The organism is Paenibacillus ginsengihumi DSM 21568 (assembly GCF_000380965.1).
In the GTDB taxonomy this organism is placed as follows: domain Bacteria; phylum Bacillota; class Bacilli; order Paenibacillales; family NBRC-103111; genus Paenibacillus_G; species Paenibacillus_G ginsengihumi.
Window position 1 is genome coordinate 1 of sequence record NZ_KB905629.1, and the last position, 18,801, is coordinate 18,801.

Sequence of the window (18,801 nt, forward strand, 5' to 3'; positions counted from 1 at the left end):
AGAAGATGAAAATGGGCCGCGGGACCGGGGCTATTTCCACGAGAGCCAGCAAATGTTGTATTTTGTACAACAAAAATGGGGGGATAACCCCTATTTGCGGCTCAATGTTGTAAAAAGTGCAACAATTTGGGCGATATTCCCGGATTTGAAGCCGACCGCTCCTAAATTGTTGCACAAAATACAACATTCTCCTTCTTCTGGGGCGAAGAGGACAGTAAATGTTGCATTTTTTGCAAGATTTGTTGTCTCATGTGCCCGGTGTAGCCCTGGGAGGGGCCGCGGGCCTTGCGTTATTTTCAAGATAGACGCCCATGCGGCTTGCGCAGCACCATCAGATGGTGAAAATTGGGGCGCGGGCCTTGCGCTATTTTCAAGATAGACGCCTATGCCACTTGCACGGCACCATCAGAAGATGAAAATGAGCCGCGCACCCCGGCGCTATTTTCAAGATAGATGAAAAGGGACTGCGAGCCCTGGAGTATATTCAAGAGAGCCAGCAAATGTTGTAATTTTGTACAACAAAAACGGGGGATCAACCTTATTTGCGGCTCAATGATGTAAAATGTGCAACGTTTCGGGCGATGTTCCCGGGTTTGGAGCCAATTTCGCCTAAATTGTTGCACAAAATGCAACATTCCCCTTTCCCTTGTGCAGAGAGGGCGGAAAATAGATAGATAAAGGGAGTGGAGACCGATGACCATAGGTGCCAAAAAAGCGAGCGAACTGCTCGCCCAGCTGCCTCCCGTGAACCGCGCCGAGGCAGCCAGCGCGCTGGAGAAAGAACTGCACAGCTTTGACAGGAAAATCATCGTGCTCGATGACGATCCAACCGGCGTGCAGACCGTTCACTGCGTATCCGTCTATACGGATTGGACGCTGGAGACGATGCTGCGCGGCTTTCAGGAGGAGCAGCCGATATTTTTTATTTTGACCAATTCGCGGGCCTTTGTAGCTGGCGAGACAGAAGCGGCGCACCGCGAAATCGCCCGCCATGCGGAGGAAGCGTCGAAGGCGCTGAACAAGCCTTATATTATCGTCAGCCGCGGGGATTCCACGCTGCGGGGCCATTACCCGCTGGAGACGGAGACGCTCCGCAGCACAATCGAAGCGATGTCCGGCGAATCGTTCGACGGCGAGGTCATCGTTCCGTTTTTTAAGGAAGGCGGACGGCTCACGATCGATAACGTGCATTACGTACAATATGGCGACGAGCTGGTGCCCGCAGGGGAGACGGAGTTTGCCAAAGACCGCACGTTCGGTTATACCGAGTCGGACCTGCGCCGTTGGGTCGAGGAAAAATCAGGCGGCGTCTATCAGGCGGCCGACTGCCTCTCCATTTCGCTGGAGCGCCTCCGCGCGCTTGACGTGGACGGCATTACGGAGCAACTGCTGCAGGTAACCGGCTTTAACAAAGTGATCGTGAACGCCGCGGACGACGCGGATGTCAGAGTGTTCGCGGCAGCGCTCGTGCGGGCGATCAAGCAGGGCAAGCGGTTCCTGTTCCGCAGCGCCGCTTCGTTCACGAAGATCATCGGCGGCGTAAGCGACCGGCCGCTGCTGACGAGGGAGGAGCTGCTGCCGGATGAGGGCGGCAACGGGGCTGGCTCAAGCTGCGGCGGGCTGATCCTGGTCGGCTCCCACGTGAAGAAAACGACGGAGCAGCTGGAGCGGCTGAAGGCATGCGATTTCATCAGCTTCATCGAATTTGACGTGCATCTGGTCGCCGATCCGGCAGCGTTCGAAGCCGAGACGGACCGCGTGATCGCAGAGACCGACCGCGCGCTTGGCGAAGGCCGCACCGTCGCCGTCTATACGCGCCGGGAACGGCTCGATCTGGGCGAAGGCAAGCGGGAGGAAGAGCTGAAGCAGTCGGTCAAAATTTCCGATGCGGTGACGAGCATCGTCCAGCGGCTAAAGACCCGGCCGCGCTATATCGTCGCGAAAGGCGGCATTACCTCCAGCGACATCGGCACGAAGGGGCTCGGCGTGAAGCGGGCCGTCGTCGCGGGGCAGATCAAACCTGGCGTGCCCGTCTGGTTGACAGGGGAAGAGAGCCGCTTCCCGGGAATTCCTTATATTATTTTCCCGGGCAACGTCGGCACGCAGGAGACGCTGAAGGAAACGGTCGAGCTGCTGGAGGGACAGCAGGGCGAATGACAATAAACCGGGCGGCGTTCCGCGGGCTTGCTGCGCGGGGCGCCGCTCGGGTGCTGGGGGAAACGGATAACATGCTGGTGAATACGAAGGACATACTGCTGGAAGCTCAGCAGCAGAAGAAGGCCGTCGCCGCGTTTAATGTGACGAATCTGGAGACGGTGCAGGCCGCCGTAAGCGCGGCGGAGCAGGAGAACAGGCCGGTCATCATCGCGCTGGGGGAGCGCTATTTCCCGACCGTCGACGTTGAGGGCTTTTCCGCCATGGTTCGCGCGATCGCGGCCAAAGCCGCTGTGCCTGTGGCGCTTCACCTGGATCATGCCTACGAGAAGCAATCGATCGTTCGGGCGATCCGCTGCGGCTTCACCTCCGTCATGTTCGACGGCTCCAAGCATGCGCTGGAGCGCAATATGGCGCTGACGCGGGACATCGTCGAGATCGCGCATATGGCGGGCGTCTCCGTCGAGGCGGAGATCGGCTCCGTGGCGCGCGGCGCCTTCTCGGACGAGGAGGAAGGCGACGGCCGGCTGACCGACCCGGAAGATGCGAAGCGGTTCGTGGCCGAGACGGGCGTCGATTTCCTCGCCGCAGCGATCGGCACGGTGCACGGCATGTACACGGGCGAGCCGCGGATCGATCTGGAGCTGCTGACGAGAATCCGCGACGCCGTCCGCGTGCCGCTCGTGCTGCACGGCGGCTCCGGCACGCCCGATGAGATCATCGCCGAGGCGGTGAGCAGAGGCATCTGCAAGGTGAACGTGAACACCGAGGTATCGATAGCCGCCGTCGCCGAACTGCTGCGCTTCGCCGCGAAGCCGGATGCGGCCCGTTCTCACCTGTCCACGGTGATGGCCGAAGTGCAGGAAGCGATCCAGCCGGTGATGCGGAAGTTTGTCAAGCTGTTGGCCTAACACATACAGCCTGGAAATATAGCCTGGAAGACACAAGGAAGACGCCGCGTTCTGGCAAAGTGAACAGCGGCGTCTTCTTGATGTGGCTAGACCCACGCAGCGGGAGGGCTGCTGTTTCGGATGAAGCGCGAGGCTGCTCGTTCCCTGCACCGACTTATTCATGAACGACGATGCGTTCTTCCAACGAAACGGCCTCCTTAAGGCCCGCAAACAAAGCTTCGGGCTGGAACAGCTCTTCTATATGGAAAATGCCGAAGGGATGCCGTTCCGAGACCAGCCTCTGCGCGACGTACGCAGCGACCTGGCCGGTAGCGCGAGCCTCCTGGACGCCGCTTGCCGAGCCCTCATATAGCGCCGGCCGGCCGTTCAGCTGGCCGAAGACGTCCGCCTTTGCCGCGAACCGTTCCGTCCCCCAGCGCACCGCCCCCCACAGATCGAGCGCCTTCGCGCGGATGGAGGGTCTGGCCAGCAGGCGGGCGATTCCCGCTCGTTTTAGGCCGGCTGCCGCATGCGTGACCAGAGCGGAATCGAAGCATAGGCGGGTTGAAACCGCAGGAATATGCAAGGTACGGGGGATCACGTGCTGATCGGAGAAGTTGAAACGGTATGCCGTTCGCCTTCCGAATGGATCGGGAAACCTCGTTTTCTTGCCCTCGGAGAAGCTGGCCGTCTGCCGCGCTGCGCCTTGCTCCACGACGGAGAAATCAGCAGCCAGGTTATCCAGCGTCCACTCGATGGCGGCGCGCCCGTGCGCTTCTCCCAGACCGAGCAAAACGTAGATGTCCGCCTGCAGGACCGTATCCAGCTTCTGCTTGCCTCGCTTGACCAGCATATTGGTGATGCCCGGCGCCAGCCCGACGCTGAGAACGACGGTCGATTTGGCAGCGCGAAGCTTCTCGATGCTTGCCATCGCCGAATAGTCGGCCGTGATGTCGATATAATCGACGCCGTGATCGATGCATGCCTGAACGACGCCTGTATGCCGGACGTCCAGGCACATGACAACCAGGGCAGCCTCGCGGAAGACGGCCGCCGGCAGCCGCTCGTTCACATCCAGCTGCAGGGGCAGCACGTTGCCGCCCGTCGCGTCGGAGAAGCGCTTCGCCTTCGAGTAGGAGCGGCCTGCCGCATACACCTTGCCGGGGTATAGCGCTCCAAGCTCCCGGCACACCACTTGCCCGACCTGTCCGTATCCACCGATGACAACAATGTCACGCTTCATGCGTTCACCTGCTTCCTCAAGTATATTGTTTAGTTTCTAAATCAAATGGTTAAAAAATTACTCCGCCATCAAATGACGGCAGAGCTTCTCCAGACATTGATCGAAAATCTCGATTTCCCGTTCATCAAGCTGAGAGCTGAGGTCGCGAATGAAGGCCTGGTGCATCGCTTCGTGGGTATGGTAGGCCTCCTTCCCGAGCTCGGTCAATGAGACGAGCGTGCTGCGGGAATCGTCCGGATTCGGCGTGCGCCCGACGAGGCGCTTGTCCTCCAGCCGGAGAATCATTTGCGTGACCGCCCCTTTGGTGACGGCCAGCCGATTGGCCAGCTCGCTCATCAGCACTCCTCCCTCCAGGCCAATCGCGTCAATTGTATGGATTTCGCCGGGCGTCAGCGGTCCTGCCGCTCCGAAGCGGAACGGCTGCTTCTCCAGCCGTTGTAGCTGAACGATAAATCGGTTCAAATGCTTGAGCGTCGGTGGTGGGGACGGCTTTTCCTGGTTTCGCATGATTTTAGTTTAGTATATAAACCCACTAGCGTTGCATTAATGTTCTCTGAATCTTCACAATTTTCTGTGATATTAACCTCTGAGCATAAAAAAATCCTTTACAATGGAATGTCCATAATCCACTGAAAAGGACGAACACATGGACAAGAATACCCTATTTTCTTCATTTGGTAAATGGCTTTCGCCAATTTGTACGAAGACGTTCGCAGAGCGCGTAAATAAAATCGAACAAGATAAATACGTTAAGAAGCTCACCACGCTTGCGTATCTCAAGTTATTCTTACACGCACAGCTTCACCAACGCGACGGATTGCGTGAGATCGCAGATGACTTGCTGTCCAAAGGTTTTCAGAAGGAGCTTGGCATTTTGGCTCAAAACGTTGTTGTGGGACAGTGCGCGTACGTGGCTTCAGCGAATACACCGCAAGCCAAGTCGGACATCTTCGGGAAGACGTAAGAAAACGTAGTAGGCAAATTCGATGTCACCTTACGCCACCTAGAAGAATAGTATAAATTTACCCAATGGACAGACTACCTCTTGTTAGGTAATCAACCTATTGGCAGAGCTACATAGAAGTGTTTTCGGAATTTTCAGATAACATTGTTCTTCGAGTTTAATGCAACGTTAGTGATATAAACCAAAAACGGTCAAGCGCCTTCTCGCGCCTGCTCCGCCAGCGCAAGCATGCGATTTTTGCTATTGGCAGCGATGGCGATCATATGGGGAATAACAGTATTCACGCGAACGGCTGCAAATATGCTGTTTGCCGGCAAAGCGGCGGCAGCGGCTTGAGAAGACTCGCCCGGATCGGCCTCATTCTCGGCATCGCCCTCGTGCTCCTGGGGCTTGCGAACACGCTATTCATGCTGTTCTGCCTGGGAGCGCTGTTTGCGATCGACCGGCTCATCGTGCTGCCGCCTCTGCTGGCACTGCCGGCTGCGCTTTGAACGGCGCCCCGTTCAAGGCTACATCATATCGGACGTCACCCGCGGTGTTGAAAATTCGCCGAAAGACTTCGTCGAATTTTCAGGAGGGGCGTCTATGGCGAGCAATGCCCTCACCATCGAGCCGCGCCGAATGGACAGAGAAGTCAATAAGGGAACGTATGCCGCAGGGAGCCTATGCGCGCATTGGCGTGCGGACCTCCTGCTCCCCGTTCGAACGCTTCGACGGCCGCGCTGGCGACCTCAATGTCTTGGGCGCTTGTTCCTCCGCTGACGCCGATGCCGCCAACAATTCGTCCTTCGCGGACGAGCGGGATGCCCCCGCCTAGAATCACAAGCCGGCCTTGGTTCGTAGTGTTGATGCCGAAGGTCGGCCCGCCAGGCTGCGCCGATTGCGCCAGATTGGCTGTCGGCATCTGCATCGCGACGCTGGTCCAGGCTTTGCCGGCGGAGATATCGATTCCGGCAATTTTGGCGTTGTCCATCCGTTGGAAGGCCAGCAGGTTGCCTCCTTCATCGACAATCGTAATATTGAAGCTAAGCCCCATTTGCCGGGCTTTCCTTTCGGCGATGTCCAGCAATTGCTTCGCCTCGGCTAACGTCAGTTTGTACAACCTGATCTCTCCTCTGCGCAATGAACTCATACATCATATGGTCATCGGTCTGGATCGGTACCCAAACCGCCAAAGGATGGACGATGAATTCATATGTTGACAAACGATAATGTAACTTATATAGTTACAATTAAGGGGGTGGCAGAAGCACAAACAGGCGCAGGAAGAAAGGCAGGCATCATTTTTTTGCTTTTAGAAGTAATGTGCTTGGTTACATTACATGAAACTTATAGCGAGCGCTACCTTACGTCACCGGTTGTTACCCTCGGTGTTGAAATTTGGCCCGTGGATTATCGCCAAATTTTCAAGATAGACCCCCATGCCGCTGGCGCGGCACCATCAGATGATGAAAATGGGCAGCGGGCCCGGGGCTATTTCCACGAGAGCCAGCAAATGTTGTATTTTGTACAACAAAAATGGGGGGTTCGGCCCTATTTACGGCTTAATGTTGTAAAATGTGCAACATTTTGGGCGATGTTCACGGCTTTGAAGCCAATCGCCCCTAAATTGTTGCACAAAATGCAACATTTCCCTTCCTCTGGGGCGAAGGGAGCGGAAAATGTTGCATTTTTTGCAGGATTTGTCGCTTCATGTGCCCGGGGAGGGGCCGCGCTAACGTGAAGTTCGCGCGCTGATGTGGAGTTTGGACGCTCAAGCGGGGGCCGAACGCTAACATGGAACTCGCACGCTAACGCGAAGTCCGAACGCTAACATGGAGCTCGCACGCTAACGCGAAGTCCGAACGCTAACATGGAGCTCGCACGCTAACGCGGAGTCCGAACGCTAACATGGAATTCGCACGCTAACGCGGGTTTCGGGGGCGCCCGGCTGAGTATCTCCGCCGCAGTAAAGCGTAGATTCGCACAAAAAGGGCTATTCCGGGGGCAAGGTTTGCTCCGCTGGCAGAAAAAGTGTTAAATCGCAGTGCGGCTTTCTGCACCAGGCAAAACTGCCGCTCAAACGCAGCCCTGCTTATCTGGTGAATGTGCTTCGGATAGAGCTTCTCTTCGTGCTCGCTAGCTTCGATGCTGTTTTGCCCACTCTAACGCTAGCCAGCGAGCTTGTTTCACTGAAACGACCGAATTTGGAATTCTAACGCAAGTGAGTATCCTTATTTGGCATTTTGGGCTGCCGGATTCAGCGTTTCTGGCCAAATAGCGCTCCTCAGTTTCGTTACATTTTTACCAGGGCACGTTTTAGCAAAATAGCGCTTGTCACTAGCGTTAGAAAATTCGGAAGCTTCGGCGTGGGCGCAGAAAGGAACAGCAGAAGCGGCGCAGAAAAGGGCAACTCAGAAAGGAACAGCTCAGGAAGGGGAAGGATACGAAGGAGTAGCTCAGGAAAGAACAGCTGTTGACAAGAACACGGCTTGGGCAGTGTGCGGAATATTTTTTCACAAAGACGCCTATGACGAAGAAATCTTCGCTCATTGGCCGTCACCTGCGGTGTTGAAAATTCAGCGTGATCCCGCTCAATGTTCAAGGTCCATGCATGATTACCATTTCAAACAGATGACAAGAATCGAACCGGGAGGAATATGCGATGAAAATATTGGTCACAGGCGCTACAGGAAAATTGGGGAGAAAAGTTGTCGAAGCGCTGCTTAAAGCCGTACCGGCAGAGCAGCTGGCCGTCAGCGTGCGCGATCCGCAAAAAGCGGAGGATCTAAGAGCCCGCGGCGTTGACGTGCGGCAGGGCAATTTCGATCACCCGGAGACGCTGGTAACCGCTTTTGCCGGTGTAGACCGCTTGCTCTTCATATCGGCCGACGGCGACAACGAGACGCGAATCCGGCAGCATGGGAATGCCGTAGAGGCGGCTCAGCGGGCGGGAGTCGGCTTCATTGCCTACACCAGCCTGGCGAATGCGATGGAAAGCCCGATCTTCCTTGCTCCGACCCACCGTGAGACGGAGGAGGCCATTCGCAAGACCGGTATCCCCTATGCGTTCCTGCGCAACAACTGGTACCTGGAGAATGAGATTTCCAGCATTCAAGGGGTGATAGCGGGGGCGCCCTGGGTGACATCCGCCGGGTCGGGCAAGGTCGGCTGGGCGCTGCAGCAGGAATACGCGGAAGCCGCGGCGGCCGTGCTGACGGGCAGCGGGCACGAGAACAAAATTTACGAGCTTTCCGGCAAGCTGCTGACCCAGGAAGAGCTGGTCTCCGCGCTCGGCGCCGTGCTCGGAAAAGAAGTTCCCGTGCAGCAGGTCGACGATTCCGCGTATGCCGAAATCATGAAAAATGCGGGCGTGCCTGATTTCGTCATCCCGATGCTCGTCGGCATCCAGGAAGGCATCCGCTCGGGGGCGCTTGAAGTGGAGAGCAGCGACTTCGAGAAGCTGCTCGGCCGTCCGCTGACGCCGATCCAGGAAGCTTTGGGCCAAATCGTTCGCAGCCTCTCCTAAGGCAAGCCCGGGTTTCTTCGGGAGGGGCAAAAGACGTTTATTTGCGGGAAACCGATCCTTTCCATCCCGGAAGGGTCGGTTTTCTTGCTTTCATAGAATTTGACTCCAGCAGATGCAGCGCATATAGTTACTGATGTACGGCAAGAGTCAAGGAGGTGGGAATGTTGATTAGCAGCCGTTTCACCGTAGCCGTTCATACGTTGGCTCTTATCGACATGAATGACGGGAAGGTAACCTCTGAATATATTGCAGGCAGCGTCAATACGAACGCCGCGGTCATCCGGCGCATTATGGGCATGCTCAGCCGGGCGCAGCTCATCGCTTCGCGGCCGGGCGTAGTAGGGATCAAGCTGCTCAAGCCGCTTCGGGAGATCACGCTTCTGGATGTGTATCGGGCCGTAGAGCTGCCGGAGAAACGCGATTTATTTTCAATTCACCAGAATACGAATATCGAGTGCCTTGTCGGAAAAAATATTCAATCGTCCTTAACCGTCCCCTTGAAGGAAGCCCAGCATCAGATGGAGCGCGTGCTTCAGAGCACGACGCTGGAGCAGATCGTTCAAGATATCAAGGCGAAGCGTTAGAGCTAGGCCGACTTGACGCTCCCTCCGGCAAGCTGCGCCGCTGCATGATAATGGAGCGTACTGGGGCCGCGCCAGCCGCATGGGGGTCTATCTTGAAAAATGGGACGGAACCCTCCGGCGAATTTTCGGGCACCGAAGGTGACGACCGATGAGGAAAGGAATCGCTCGTCATAGGCGTCTATCTTGAAAATAGCCCCCAGGGCCCGCGGCCCAATTTTCATCTTCTGATGGTGCTGCGCGAGCGGCATGGGGGTCTATCTTGAAAATCAGCTTTATCTACAAGCTGAATTTTCTGGCACTGCAGGTGACAACCGATGACGCAAGGAATTGCCCACGTCATAGGCATTCTATAAAAAACGGATGCTACTCATAACGGATGCTACTCATTGCCGGGGATGCGGCTGCCTTTTCTCACTGAATTGCGCTTCAGCGAGCAGCGCATTCGCCGAAAATGGACGCATATTGCTTCCTTCCTCTTCCCCTTCCCGTATTTGCCTGTTCTTGACTGCGGCATGCTTGACGGTTTTTTCCGGCATTGGAATAATTCATTTCGCGCCTTATGAAGTGACGAATTTTCAACAACGCAATGAATAATTTTCAACAATCTGAATCAAATTAACAGCAATATACGTTAAGTGCCCGCAATTTCAGTATGTTATATTTTGATTGCAAAACGTTCAAGACGTCCAGATTGCTTGGCTAGGAAGGGAGGACCCTTTTGGTAATTCATACGCCCACTAATCTCGCGCTTCGTAAATTGGGAATTTACGTCAGGGCGGACGCGGATGATTGGCAGTACCACTGGCCTGTTCATACTCATGAAGGGCTTGAAATTTATTATTTCATACGTGGGAATGCGAATTACATTATAGGAGAAAATATATACGACCTATCTCCAGGCGATATGCTTCTTTTTCGGGGAAGCACTATTCACAGGGTCAATCCGTCGAAAGAGGCTCCCTACCTCCGCAGCTACGTCAATTTTACGGAGTCCTTCTTGAGGGAGCAGATGTCGGATGAAATGTTTGGCAAGCTGATGTCTCTGTTCGAATCGGCCGACGGAATGCTCATTCAGTGGGCTCCGGAAGAGCGCGAGGAAATGGAGGCGTATTTTCGGGCTCTGGCGCGGGAGAATGAGCGGGAGTCGTTCGGCTATGAGCTGATGCTCAGAACGCAGTTGATCCAAATGTTGATAGCGATTTACCGCAAAGCCAAGCGGATGCACGAAATTGCGCCCGCTTTGCAGCAGTCGCCGACCCAGGAGAACGTTCGCCGGATTTTGCAATATATCAGCCAGCATTTTACGGAGAACTTTTCCTTGCAGGAGCTCTCCAACGAGCTTCACTTGAACAAGTATTACATTTGTCACTGCTTCAAAGAAGTAACCGGCTATACGATCAACAGTTACATCGTTAGCAAGCGAATCGAGGAAGCGAAGAAGCTGCTGCGAACGACCGACGAGCCGATCGCCATGATCGCAGAAAAGCTGGGCTTCAACACGGCGGTTCATTTCAGCCGTTCCTTCAAGAAATACGCGGGAACGTCGCCTCAAATGTACCGCAAGCAAGGCTACGGGCCGTAAGCATGCCTTAAGAACCGCTGTTTTACCATTTTTACAATAACTATGCTACAAAGGAATGGAGTAGAAGACAATGCACAAAACGGTGAAAACGTTATCCGTCGCGATGATCGTCGTCATCATGACACTGATGTCCGCCGCTTGCGCCAAGAACGATTCGGGCGGGGCGGAAGGCAAGGCGAAGCTCGATTTCGTCTGGTTCTCGGACGGCAATGAAGGCGAGATCATGAAGAGCATCATTCAGGATTACGAAACCGCCAATCCGAACGTCAAAATCAACATGATCGAAGTGCCTTACAAAGACTTGTCCACGAAGCTGAAAACGATGATCTCCGGCGGCCAACCGCCTGCACTGGCGCGGATCAGCACGACCGAGCTCGGCGGATTTGCCAACCAGGCGGTCGATTTGAGCGAGAGCAACGGCGGTCTGGACAACTATACCGCTCAGTTTGTCGATTCCCTGAAACCGTTCTATGTGGTGAACGGCAAAGCGGTTGCCGCTCCGATGGACGTGACGGCGAACGGCCTGATTTACAACAAGACGCTGTTCGACAAAGCGGGCGTGAAGGTGCCGGCTTCCCCGGATGAAGTGTGGACGTGGGAAGAGTTCTCCGCGGCACTGAAGCAGGTCATGGACAAAGGCGGCGCCAAATACGGCCTCGTATGGGACTACACGCCGCAGCGCTGGTCGACTCTGCTGTATCAATTCGGCGGCAGCATGATGAGCCCGGACGGCTCGAAGGCGACGATCAACAACGCGGAAGGTGTGGCGGCCGCCGAATTTTTCAAGAAGCTGCATGACGACGGCATCGCTCCGAGCTCCGTATGGTTCGGCGGAGAAAACCCGAACAACCTGTTCCGCACCGGCACCGTCGCTGCGCATTTGGCCGGCAACTGGATGATTGGCAACTATAAAGACATTACGAATTTCGAGTGGGGCGTTACTTATATGCCCAAAGCGAAGCAGCGTTCCTCGGTACCGGGCGGCAAATTCGCCATGGCGTTCAAAAACTCCGGCGTCGAGAAGGAAGCGACCGACTTCATCAACTACATTACGACGAAGGAAGTCAACGCGAAGTACACGAAAGAAGCGTTGTTCCTGAGCCCGCGCAAGGACAACGCGCAGCTCGACTACGCCTTCGGCAAGGAAATGATGGAAGTGTTCTCGGATGAGTTGAACAATACGGTTCCGGCGGCGGCCGAGGACTGGTCCAGACAGACGATCGTGCCGAAATTCAGCAACGATCTGAAGACGACGATCTCGGAGATTATTTCCGGGAAAGTGACGGCTCAAGCAGGCCTCGATAAGGTTGCAGGCTTGATCGACAAAGCGATCGCGGATGAGAAGAAGTAACAGCAAGCAGGCCGCTGCCGGTTCGGCCCGGCAGCGGCCGGTTTTTGGAAACAAACGAAAAAAGTGAAGCTTACCCGGATTTTTGAAGCGAAAGGAGTACGTCCGATGTCTGCACAAGCCTCGGCAGCCAAGCTTAAGAAACGGCGGCCGGAACAAGGGTTGATCCCGTATTTGTTCGTGCTGCCTAACTTCTTGATTTTTGCCACCTTTATCATCATTCCGACGATTATCGGCTTCGTGTATTCGTTCCATGAGTATGACGGCTTGAACCCGATGGAGTTCATCGGTATCGACAATTACAAAGAGATCTTGACGAACAACGAGTTTTGGACCGCTCTCGGCAAAACCGGTCTGTATGCGCTTATCGTCGTGCCGTCGATTTATTGCCTGGCTCTGCTTGTGGCGATGATGCTGATTCAGCAGCTTCGCGCCAAAGGGTTCTTCCGCGCCATCTTTTACTGGCCTACGATGATTTCCTTTATTATCGTCGGTCTGACCTGGAAATGGATTTTCGGCGATTTCGGGGTATTCAATTACATGATGACGCTGTTCGGCCAAGAGTCGATAAGCTTTTTGTCCGATCCGTTCTATGCGAACGTATCCGTCATTATCGCCACGATCTGGTCGCGTCTCGGTTTTTATATGGTTATTTTCATGGCTGGCCTGCAGGCGATTCCAAGAGACTATTACGAGGCGGCCTACCTGGACGGCGCCTCGAAGCCTCGGGTATTCTGGAGCATTACCTTGCCGCTGCTGAAGCCGACGACCGTGCTCGTCCTGATGCTGACGCTGATCGAAGCGTTCAAGGCATACCCGCTGCTGTTCGCGCTGACGGGAGGCGGACCGGGCAAAGAAACGACGTATATCGTCCAGTACATTTACGAAACCGGATTCGTCAAGCAAGAGCTGGGCATGGCCAGCGCGATGTCCGTCGTATTGTTTGTGCTCATCTCGCTGTTTACCGCGCTGCAGTTCAAACTGTCCAAGGGAGGCGCCGATTGACGTGGAACTGAAATCTTCCGCAAAAGCGGTATTGTATGTATTGCTTATCGTTCTGGCTGCTATATGGCTGTTTCCGGTCCTTTGGATCGTCCTCTCGTCGTTCAAGACGAATAACGATTTGTACAGCTTTCCGCCGCGATTTTGGCCGCAGCCGTTCACCTTTGAGCATTTTACGGCGGCCTTCGAGAAAGGCAACTTCGGCCGTTACTTCATTAACAGCACCATTGTCACGATTACCTCGACGATTTTGCTGCTGCTGATCAACTCGATGGCCGGGTTCGCGTTGGCGAAATACAAATTTATCGGCGCCAATCTGCTGCTGGTCGGTTTTATATCGACCTTGATGATTCCGCTTGAAGTTATCATGATTCCGATCTTTAAGGTGCTCAGCTTCCTTGGGCTGTTCAACACGTTGCTGGCGCTGATCATTCCGCCGGCGGCGACGCCGACAGGCGTGTTTTTGCTCAGACAATATTTGCTCACGGTGCCGGATGAGCTGCTGGAAGCGGCCCGGATGGACGGAGCTTCCGAGTGGCGGATCTATTCGCAAATCATCCTGCCGATCTGCAAGCCGATTCTGGCTGTGCTGGCGATTTTCTCCTTCATGTGGCGGTGGGACGACTTCCTGTGGCCGTTGATCGCCATCAGCGATCCGCAGCTGTATACGATTCAATTGGCGTTGTCCAATTTTATCGGGGAATTTAACGTCGACTGGGGCAGCCTGCTGGCGATGTCCGTGATCACGATGATTCCTGTGCTTGTCGTGTTTCTTATCTTCCAACGTCAATTCGTCAGCGGCATGGTGACATCCGGAATGAAATAATGGAACGCACAACTCCCTTCAAACACAGTGACCGGAAGTCTCTGTCGCTGAAGGGATTTTTTAGGGGAGCTTAAATGTGGAACGCTACATCTTGTCTATAGATCAGGGAACGACCAGCTCGCGGGCGATCTTGTTCAACCGCGACAGCGAAATGGTTCATGCGGCGCAGCAGGAATTCACCCAATTCTATCCGCAGCCCGGCTGGGTGGAGCACGATGCGGAGGAAATCTGGGCGTCAGTGCTGTCCGTCATCAAGTCCTGCCTGTCCGGCGCGGGCGCCGAGCCGGGCCAAATTGCCGCCATCGGCATCGCGAACCAGCGGGAGACGACGGTCGTCTGGGACAAGGCGACCGGCAAGCCGATTTACAACGCGATCGTCTGGCAGTCCAGACAGACCGCGCCGATTTGCGAGAAGCTCAAGGCGGAGGGCTGGCAGGATGCGATTTTGGAAAAAACCGGCCTGCTGATCGACCCGTATTTCTCCGGAACGAAAGCGGCCTGGATTCTGGATAAGGTGCCTGGCGCCCGGGAGCGGGCGGAGCGGGGAGAGTTGCTGTTCGGCACGATCGATACGTGGCTCATCTGGAAGCTGACCGGAGGCAAGGTACATGTCACCGATTATTCCAACGCTTCCCGCACGATGCTGTTCAACATCCGGAAGCTGCAGTGGGACGAGCAGCTCCTTAAGCTGCTGCGCATCCCGGCATCGATGCTTCCCGAGGTGAAGCCGTCGTCATCTATTTACGGGACAACGGCGAAGGAACTGTTCGGCGAAGAGATCGCGATTGCCGGGGCGGCCGGCGACCAGCAGGCTGCGCTGTTCGGGCAGGCATGCTTCGAGGAAGGGGCGGCCAAGAACACGTACGGCACCGGCTGCTTCATGCTGATGAACACCGGCAGCAAGGCGGTCACCTCGAAGCACGGACTGCTGACGACGATTGCCTGGGGCATCGGCGATCGGGTGGAATACGCGCTGGAGGGCAGCATTTTCGTGGCGGGATCGGCCATTCAATGGCTGCGCGACGGAATCCGCATGATCGAGAGCGCCGAGGAAACCGAACGGTTCGCTTCGGACGTCGATTCCACCGAAGGGGTGTATGTCGTGCCGGCGCTCGTCGGGCTGGGCACGCCTTATTGGGACAGCGACGTGCGGGGAGCCGTCTTCGGGCTCACGCGCGGAACGACCAAAGAGCACTTCATCCGGGCGACGCTCGAGGCGCTCGCCTATCAGACGAAGGATGTCCTCTCCGTCATGGAGGAGGAATCGGGCATCGCCTTGCGCTCGCTGCGCGTCGACGGCGGCGCTGTCAAGAACAACTTCCTGATGCAATTCCAGAGCGACATTCTGAACGTTCCGGTCGACCGTCCGGTCATCAACGAGACGACGGCGCTGGGGGCGGCTTATTTGGCCGGACTGGCCATCGGTTATTGGACTGATCAATCAGATATCATAAAACAGTGGAAAATCAATCGGACCTTCGTGCCGGCCATGGACGATGCGCGACGCCGCAAGCTGTACGAAGGATGGAGAAAAGCCGTTCATGCAGCAAGAGCTTTTAAATAGATAGACGCCTATGACGAGCGATTCCTTCGTCATCGGTCGTCACCTTCGGTGCCAGAAAATTCGCCGAAGGGATTCGTCGAATTTTCAAAATAGATAGATTGACGCCGATGACAAGCGAAGACTTCGTCATCGGCCGTCGCCTGTGGCCCGCTGAAATTTTGTCGGTGGATAAGCCAAATTTTCGAGATAGGAAACCTGGAGGGTAAACTATGAAAGTAAGCAGCAAGCTGTTGCAGGTCGTGGAGGAACGGCAATATGTGGACCTGGTGACCGATGCAGCCAAGTATCGCATTTATTTGATGAACGATCATGTGGTCCGGATTCGCTGCACCTTCGACGAGCATTTTGCCGAAGAGGCCTCGTATACGCTGACCATGACCGCTTGGGAAGACAAGCTGGATGGAATGGTGGAGGATCGCAAACGGATCGAGGCGCTCCCCGCCAAGTATGAAGATGCAGGAGCCTATTTGCTGCTTCGCACAAGCGCCTTGCGCATCTTGATTCATAAAGAGCCTTTTGCCATCGAGATTACGGATGCGGAAGGCCGCGTGCTTCACGAGGATCTGAAGCAGCGTTCTTATGTGAAGGACAATCATGGCCGGCTGTACCATTATTCGTGCCTGAAGGACGAGGATTATTACTACGGCTTCGGCGAAAAGAGCGGCTACCTGAACAAGAAGAAGAGACGGATGCGCATGCACAATGTGGATACGATCGGCTACGATTCCGAGCATACCGATCCGCTGTACAAGCATATTCCGTTTTATATCAAATTCAACGGGGAGACGCAGACCGCGACGGGCTTGTTCTACCATAACAGCTACGACTCGATCTTCGACATGGGCTGCGAACGCAGCGGTTACTGGAACAAATACAGCTATTTTTGCGCGGACGGCGGCGAATTGGACCTGTTCTTCATGTACGGGCCGCGTATCAAAGATGTCGTTCGGCATTACACGGATATTACGGGCAAGACGATTTTGCCGACGAAATATTCTCTCGGTTACATGGGCTCAACCATGTATTATACCGAGCTTGACCGCGACTCCGATCAGGCGATCTTGAACTTTCTGGACCGCTGCAAGGCGGAAGGCATTCCGTGCGACGGCTTCTTCATGTCTTCCGGCTACACGTCCGGCAAAGACGGAAAAAGGTATGTGTTTAACTGGAACTACGACCGGTTTCCGGACCCGCAGCGCTTTGTCGAGCAGATGCAGAGCAAAGGGGCGGCGCTGGCGCCTAATATCAAGCCGGGCATGCTGCTGACGAACCCGCTGTACAAGGAGTTCGACGAGGCCGGCGCCTACATCAAGAACGCTCAGGGAGACGAATCCGCAACGGACCGTTTCTGGGGAGGTCAAGCTTCTTTCGTCGACTTCACGAACCCGAAGGGCAGGGAGCTATGGAAGAAGCACCTGAAAGCGTCGCTCGTCGAGCTGGGCGTGACTTCAATCTGGAACGACAACAACGAATACGAGATCAACGATCCGGATGCGCTGTGCGAGTTTGAAGGCAGCAAGAAGGAGATCAGCGCTCTGCGGCCGATCATGCCGAACCTGATGGCGCAGATGGCCAAGGAAGCGATCGCCGAGGCGGCGCCGAACACAAGGCCGTATATCGTCAATCGCGCGGGCTTCGCCGGCATTCAGCGGTACGCCCAGACGTGGGCGGGAGACAATTACACCAGCTGGAACAGCCTCAAGTTCAACATTCCGGTTATTTTGGGCATGGGCCTCTCCGGCGTGGCGAATCAGGGCTGCGATATCGGCGGCTTCTTCGGGCCGGCTCCGGAGCCGGAGCTGCTGGTCCGCTGGGTGCAGAACGGCATTTTCCAGCCGAGATTCTCGATTCACTCCTCCAATACGGACAATACGGTGACCGAGCCGTGGATGTATCCTTCGTATACGCATTATATCCGGGATGCGATCCGGCTTCGTTACCGGCTCGTGCCGTATTTCTATTCGTTGCTGTACGAGGCTTCGGTCGAGGGCTCGCCGGTAATGCGGCCGATGGTGTACGAATTCGAGCACGATTCCGCCACCTGGGAAGAGAGCTTCGACTTCATGCTTGGCCGTTCGATCCTGGTCGCCAATGTGCTTGAGCCAGGCGCGCGCACGAGGAAGGTGTACCTGCCGAAAGGAAGCGACTGGTTCGACTGGCACACGAGGCAATGGTATGCCGGCGGGCAGACGATCGAGCTTAATGTCACCCTGCAGTCGATTCCGATGTTCCTTCGCAGCGGGGCCATCATTCCACTGGCGCCGAAGCTGGAAAACATCCACCTGGATACCGTGGAGGAGCTGCAGCTTTTGATCGAGCCGTCAGAGAACGCCAGCTTCGTCATGTATGAGGACGACGGAGTGACGAACAATTACAAGAACGGGGATTATCTGAAGACGACGATCGCTGTGAAGACTGAACGGAATACCGTTATTTCCTTCAAGAAAGAAGGAGCTTACGCCAGCAGCGTGAAGCGCATCGTCATCGATCTGGTCTGCAATCAGGTCGCGCCGTTCCAGGTATCGCTGCAGGGCCGGAAGCTGCCGATGTTCTTGAATCCCGCCGAATGGGAAGCGGGCGAAGAGGGCTGGTATTACGACATGGAATTGAAATCGGCGAAAATCAAATACAACAATATCGCCGCTGATTATGAGATCGCCGTTAACTTCAACGTGAAGGATCTTATCTCGATCTAACGGCAATGGCGATTTGCCGAGAGCTGCGAACGACGATCCCCCGTAAGCAACGGGGGACTTTCGATAATCTGAGCTGCCGCTTGCATGAAGCGGCGGCTTTTTTTGCGTTGCGGGCGCGGGCGCTCGGCACGAGAGTGTTTGTCATCGGCGGCTAAACCGCAGCCGTTCCTTGAACGGGCGTCGATTGACCATTCGCGAATGCCGACCGATGAGACGGATGCGGCAAGAGAGCCAGCCGATGTTGTATTTTGTCCAACAAAAACGGGGGGATAACCGCATTTGCAAGGAAGGCGCAGCATTTTTGGGGATGGGGAGAACGGAAGCGTGGCTTGCAGCTATTGGTCAGCGAAGGAGGCCAGGAAGAGGGCCCTCAAGCCGCTGGTCAGCGAAGGAGGCCAGGAAGAAGGGCCTCAAGCTGCAGGTCAGCGAAGGAGGCCAGG

Annotated in this window: 17 protein-coding genes and 1 pseudogene; 13 read left to right on the top strand and 5 right to left on the bottom strand. The window is 55.5% G+C overall.

What is annotated here, in order from left to right; all coding sequences use genetic code 11:
* Positions 1–187: hypothetical protein (locus F591_RS33125; protein ID WP_019536009.1), on the bottom strand; the 187-nt coding region annotated here is incomplete at its 3' end.
* 506 nt (positions 188–693) lie between these two features.
* Here F591_RS33125 and F591_RS0124315 point away from each other — a divergent pair.
* Positions 694–2,157 carry a four-carbon acid sugar kinase family protein gene (locus F591_RS0124315; RefSeq protein ID WP_019537205.1) on the top strand — a complete coding sequence of 488 codons (1,464 nt, stop codon included), beginning with the start codon at positions 694–696 and terminating at the stop codon, positions 2,155–2,157.
* Positions 2,154–3,065 (top strand): class II fructose-bisphosphate aldolase, encoded by a 912-nt coding sequence (locus F591_RS0124320; RefSeq protein ID WP_019537206.1) that lies wholly within the window; start codon positions 2,154–2,156, stop codon positions 3,063–3,065. The genes F591_RS0124315 and F591_RS0124320 overlap by 4 nt, the downstream gene beginning before the upstream one ends.
* A gap of 154 nt (positions 3,066–3,219) precedes the next feature.
* On the opposite strand, the gene F591_RS0124325 is transcribed toward F591_RS0124320, so the two are convergent.
* Both F591_RS0124325 and F591_RS0124330 read right to left on the bottom strand, forming a co-directional pair.
* Positions 3,220–4,287, bottom strand: coding sequence for a saccharopine dehydrogenase family protein (locus F591_RS0124325; RefSeq protein ID WP_019537207.1), 1,068 nt, complete (start codon positions 4,285–4,287; stop codon positions 3,220–3,222).
* Between the two features lie 57 nt (positions 4,288–4,344).
* Complete coding sequence (locus F591_RS0124330) at positions 4,345–4,794, bottom strand: MarR family winged helix-turn-helix transcriptional regulator (protein WP_051109261.1); 450 nt, start codon at positions 4,792–4,794, stop codon at positions 4,345–4,347.
* Positions 4,795–4,933: 139 nt separating this feature from the next.
* On the opposite strand from F591_RS0124330, the gene F591_RS0124335 reads away from it, so the two are divergent.
* Both F591_RS0124335 and F591_RS0124340 read left to right on the top strand, forming a co-directional pair.
* Positions 4,934–5,251 (top strand): DUF4372 domain-containing protein, encoded by a 318-nt coding sequence (locus F591_RS0124335; RefSeq protein ID WP_019537209.1) that lies wholly within the window; start codon positions 4,934–4,936, stop codon positions 5,249–5,251.
* Positions 5,252–5,514: 263 nt separating this feature from the next.
* Positions 5,515–5,742 carry a hypothetical protein gene (locus F591_RS0124340; RefSeq protein ID WP_019537210.1) on the top strand — a complete coding sequence of 76 codons (228 nt, stop codon included), beginning with the start codon at positions 5,515–5,517 and terminating at the stop codon, positions 5,740–5,742.
* 143 nt (positions 5,743–5,885) lie between these two features.
* Here F591_RS0124340 and F591_RS0124345 read toward each other — a convergent pair whose 3' ends face one another.
* Positions 5,886–6,353, bottom strand: a complete 468-nt coding sequence (locus tag F591_RS0124345) for a GlcG/HbpS family heme-binding protein (RefSeq protein WP_019537211.1) — start codon at positions 6,351–6,353, stop codon at positions 5,886–5,888.
* Positions 6,354–6,692: 339 nt separating this feature from the next.
* Positions 6,693–6,881, bottom strand: a pseudogene (locus F591_RS33130) (hypothetical protein).
* 1,014 nt (positions 6,882–7,895) lie between these two features.
* Between F591_RS33130 and F591_RS0124355 the strand changes: the two are divergent.
* The 9 genes from F591_RS0124355 to F591_RS32470 form a co-directional block, all read left to right on the top strand.
* Entirely contained in the window at positions 7,896–8,759 is an 864-nt protein-coding gene (locus F591_RS0124355) for an SDR family oxidoreductase (RefSeq protein ID WP_019537213.1), read from the top strand.
* 161 nt (positions 8,760–8,920) lie between these two features.
* On the top strand, positions 8,921–9,343 hold the full coding sequence (locus F591_RS0124360) for an Rrf2 family transcriptional regulator (protein ID WP_019537214.1): 423 nt from the start codon (positions 8,921–8,923) through the stop codon (positions 9,341–9,343).
* A 757-nt stretch (positions 9,344–10,100) separates the two neighbouring features.
* Entirely contained in the window at positions 10,101–10,925 is an 825-nt protein-coding gene (locus F591_RS0124375; protein WP_245581125.1) for an AraC family transcriptional regulator, read from the top strand.
* A 70-nt stretch (positions 10,926–10,995) separates the two neighbouring features.
* Positions 10,996–12,276 (top strand): ABC transporter substrate-binding protein, encoded by a 1,281-nt coding sequence (locus F591_RS0124380; RefSeq protein ID WP_019537217.1) that lies wholly within the window; start codon positions 10,996–10,998, stop codon positions 12,274–12,276.
* A 105-nt stretch (positions 12,277–12,381) separates the two neighbouring features.
* Positions 12,382–13,278, top strand: a complete 897-nt coding sequence (locus tag F591_RS0124385) for a carbohydrate ABC transporter permease (protein WP_019537218.1) — start codon at positions 12,382–12,384, stop codon at positions 13,276–13,278.
* 1 nt (position 13,279) lies between these two features.
* Positions 13,280–14,101 (top strand): carbohydrate ABC transporter permease, encoded by an 822-nt coding sequence (locus F591_RS0124390; RefSeq protein WP_019537219.1) that lies wholly within the window; start codon positions 13,280–13,282, stop codon positions 14,099–14,101.
* Positions 14,102–14,177: 76 nt separating this feature from the next.
* Positions 14,178–15,665, top strand: a complete 1,488-nt coding sequence (gene glpK, locus F591_RS0124395; protein ID WP_019537220.1) for a glycerol kinase GlpK — start codon at positions 14,178–14,180, stop codon at positions 15,663–15,665.
* A 209-nt stretch (positions 15,666–15,874) separates the two neighbouring features.
* Positions 15,875–18,361, top strand: a complete 2,487-nt coding sequence (locus tag F591_RS0124400) for a glycoside hydrolase family 31 protein (protein WP_019537221.1) — start codon at positions 15,875–15,877, stop codon at positions 18,359–18,361.
* Positions 18,362–18,599: 238 nt separating this feature from the next.
* On the top strand, positions 18,600–18,801 hold a 202-nt coding region (locus F591_RS32470), incomplete at its 3' end, for a hypothetical protein (RefSeq protein ID WP_211217632.1).

What these genes read in the sequence shown, in the direction of transcription:
- F591_RS0124315 (WP_019537205.1), top strand. Translation starts at nt 694, where the DNA reads ATGACCATAGGTGCCAAAAAAGCGAGCGAACTGCTCGCCCAGCTGCCT.
- F591_RS0124320 (WP_019537206.1), top strand. Translation starts at nt 2,154, where the DNA reads ATGACAATAAACCGGGCGGCGTTCCGCGGGCTTGCTGCGCGGGGCGCC.
- F591_RS0124325 (WP_019537207.1), bottom strand. Translation starts at nt 4,287, where the DNA reads ATGAAGCGTGACATTGTTGTCATCGGTGGATACGGACAGGTCGGGCAA.
- F591_RS0124330 (WP_051109261.1), bottom strand. Translation starts at nt 4,794, where the DNA reads ATGCGAAACCAGGAAAAGCCGTCCCCACCACCGACGCTCAAGCATTTG.
- F591_RS0124335 (WP_019537209.1), top strand. Translation starts at nt 4,934, where the DNA reads ATGGACAAGAATACCCTATTTTCTTCATTTGGTAAATGGCTTTCGCCA.
- F591_RS0124340 (WP_019537210.1), top strand. Translation starts at nt 5,515, where the DNA reads ATGGGGAATAACAGTATTCACGCGAACGGCTGCAAATATGCTGTTTGC.
- F591_RS0124355 (WP_019537213.1), top strand. Translation starts at nt 7,896, where the DNA reads ATGAAAATATTGGTCACAGGCGCTACAGGAAAATTGGGGAGAAAAGTT.
- F591_RS0124360 (WP_019537214.1), top strand. Translation starts at nt 8,921, where the DNA reads ATGTTGATTAGCAGCCGTTTCACCGTAGCCGTTCATACGTTGGCTCTT.
- F591_RS0124380 (WP_019537217.1), top strand. Translation starts at nt 10,996, where the DNA reads ATGCACAAAACGGTGAAAACGTTATCCGTCGCGATGATCGTCGTCATC.
- F591_RS0124385 (WP_019537218.1), top strand. Translation starts at nt 12,382, where the DNA reads ATGTCTGCACAAGCCTCGGCAGCCAAGCTTAAGAAACGGCGGCCGGAA.
- F591_RS0124400 (WP_019537221.1), top strand. Translation starts at nt 15,875, where the DNA reads ATGAAAGTAAGCAGCAAGCTGTTGCAGGTCGTGGAGGAACGGCAATAT.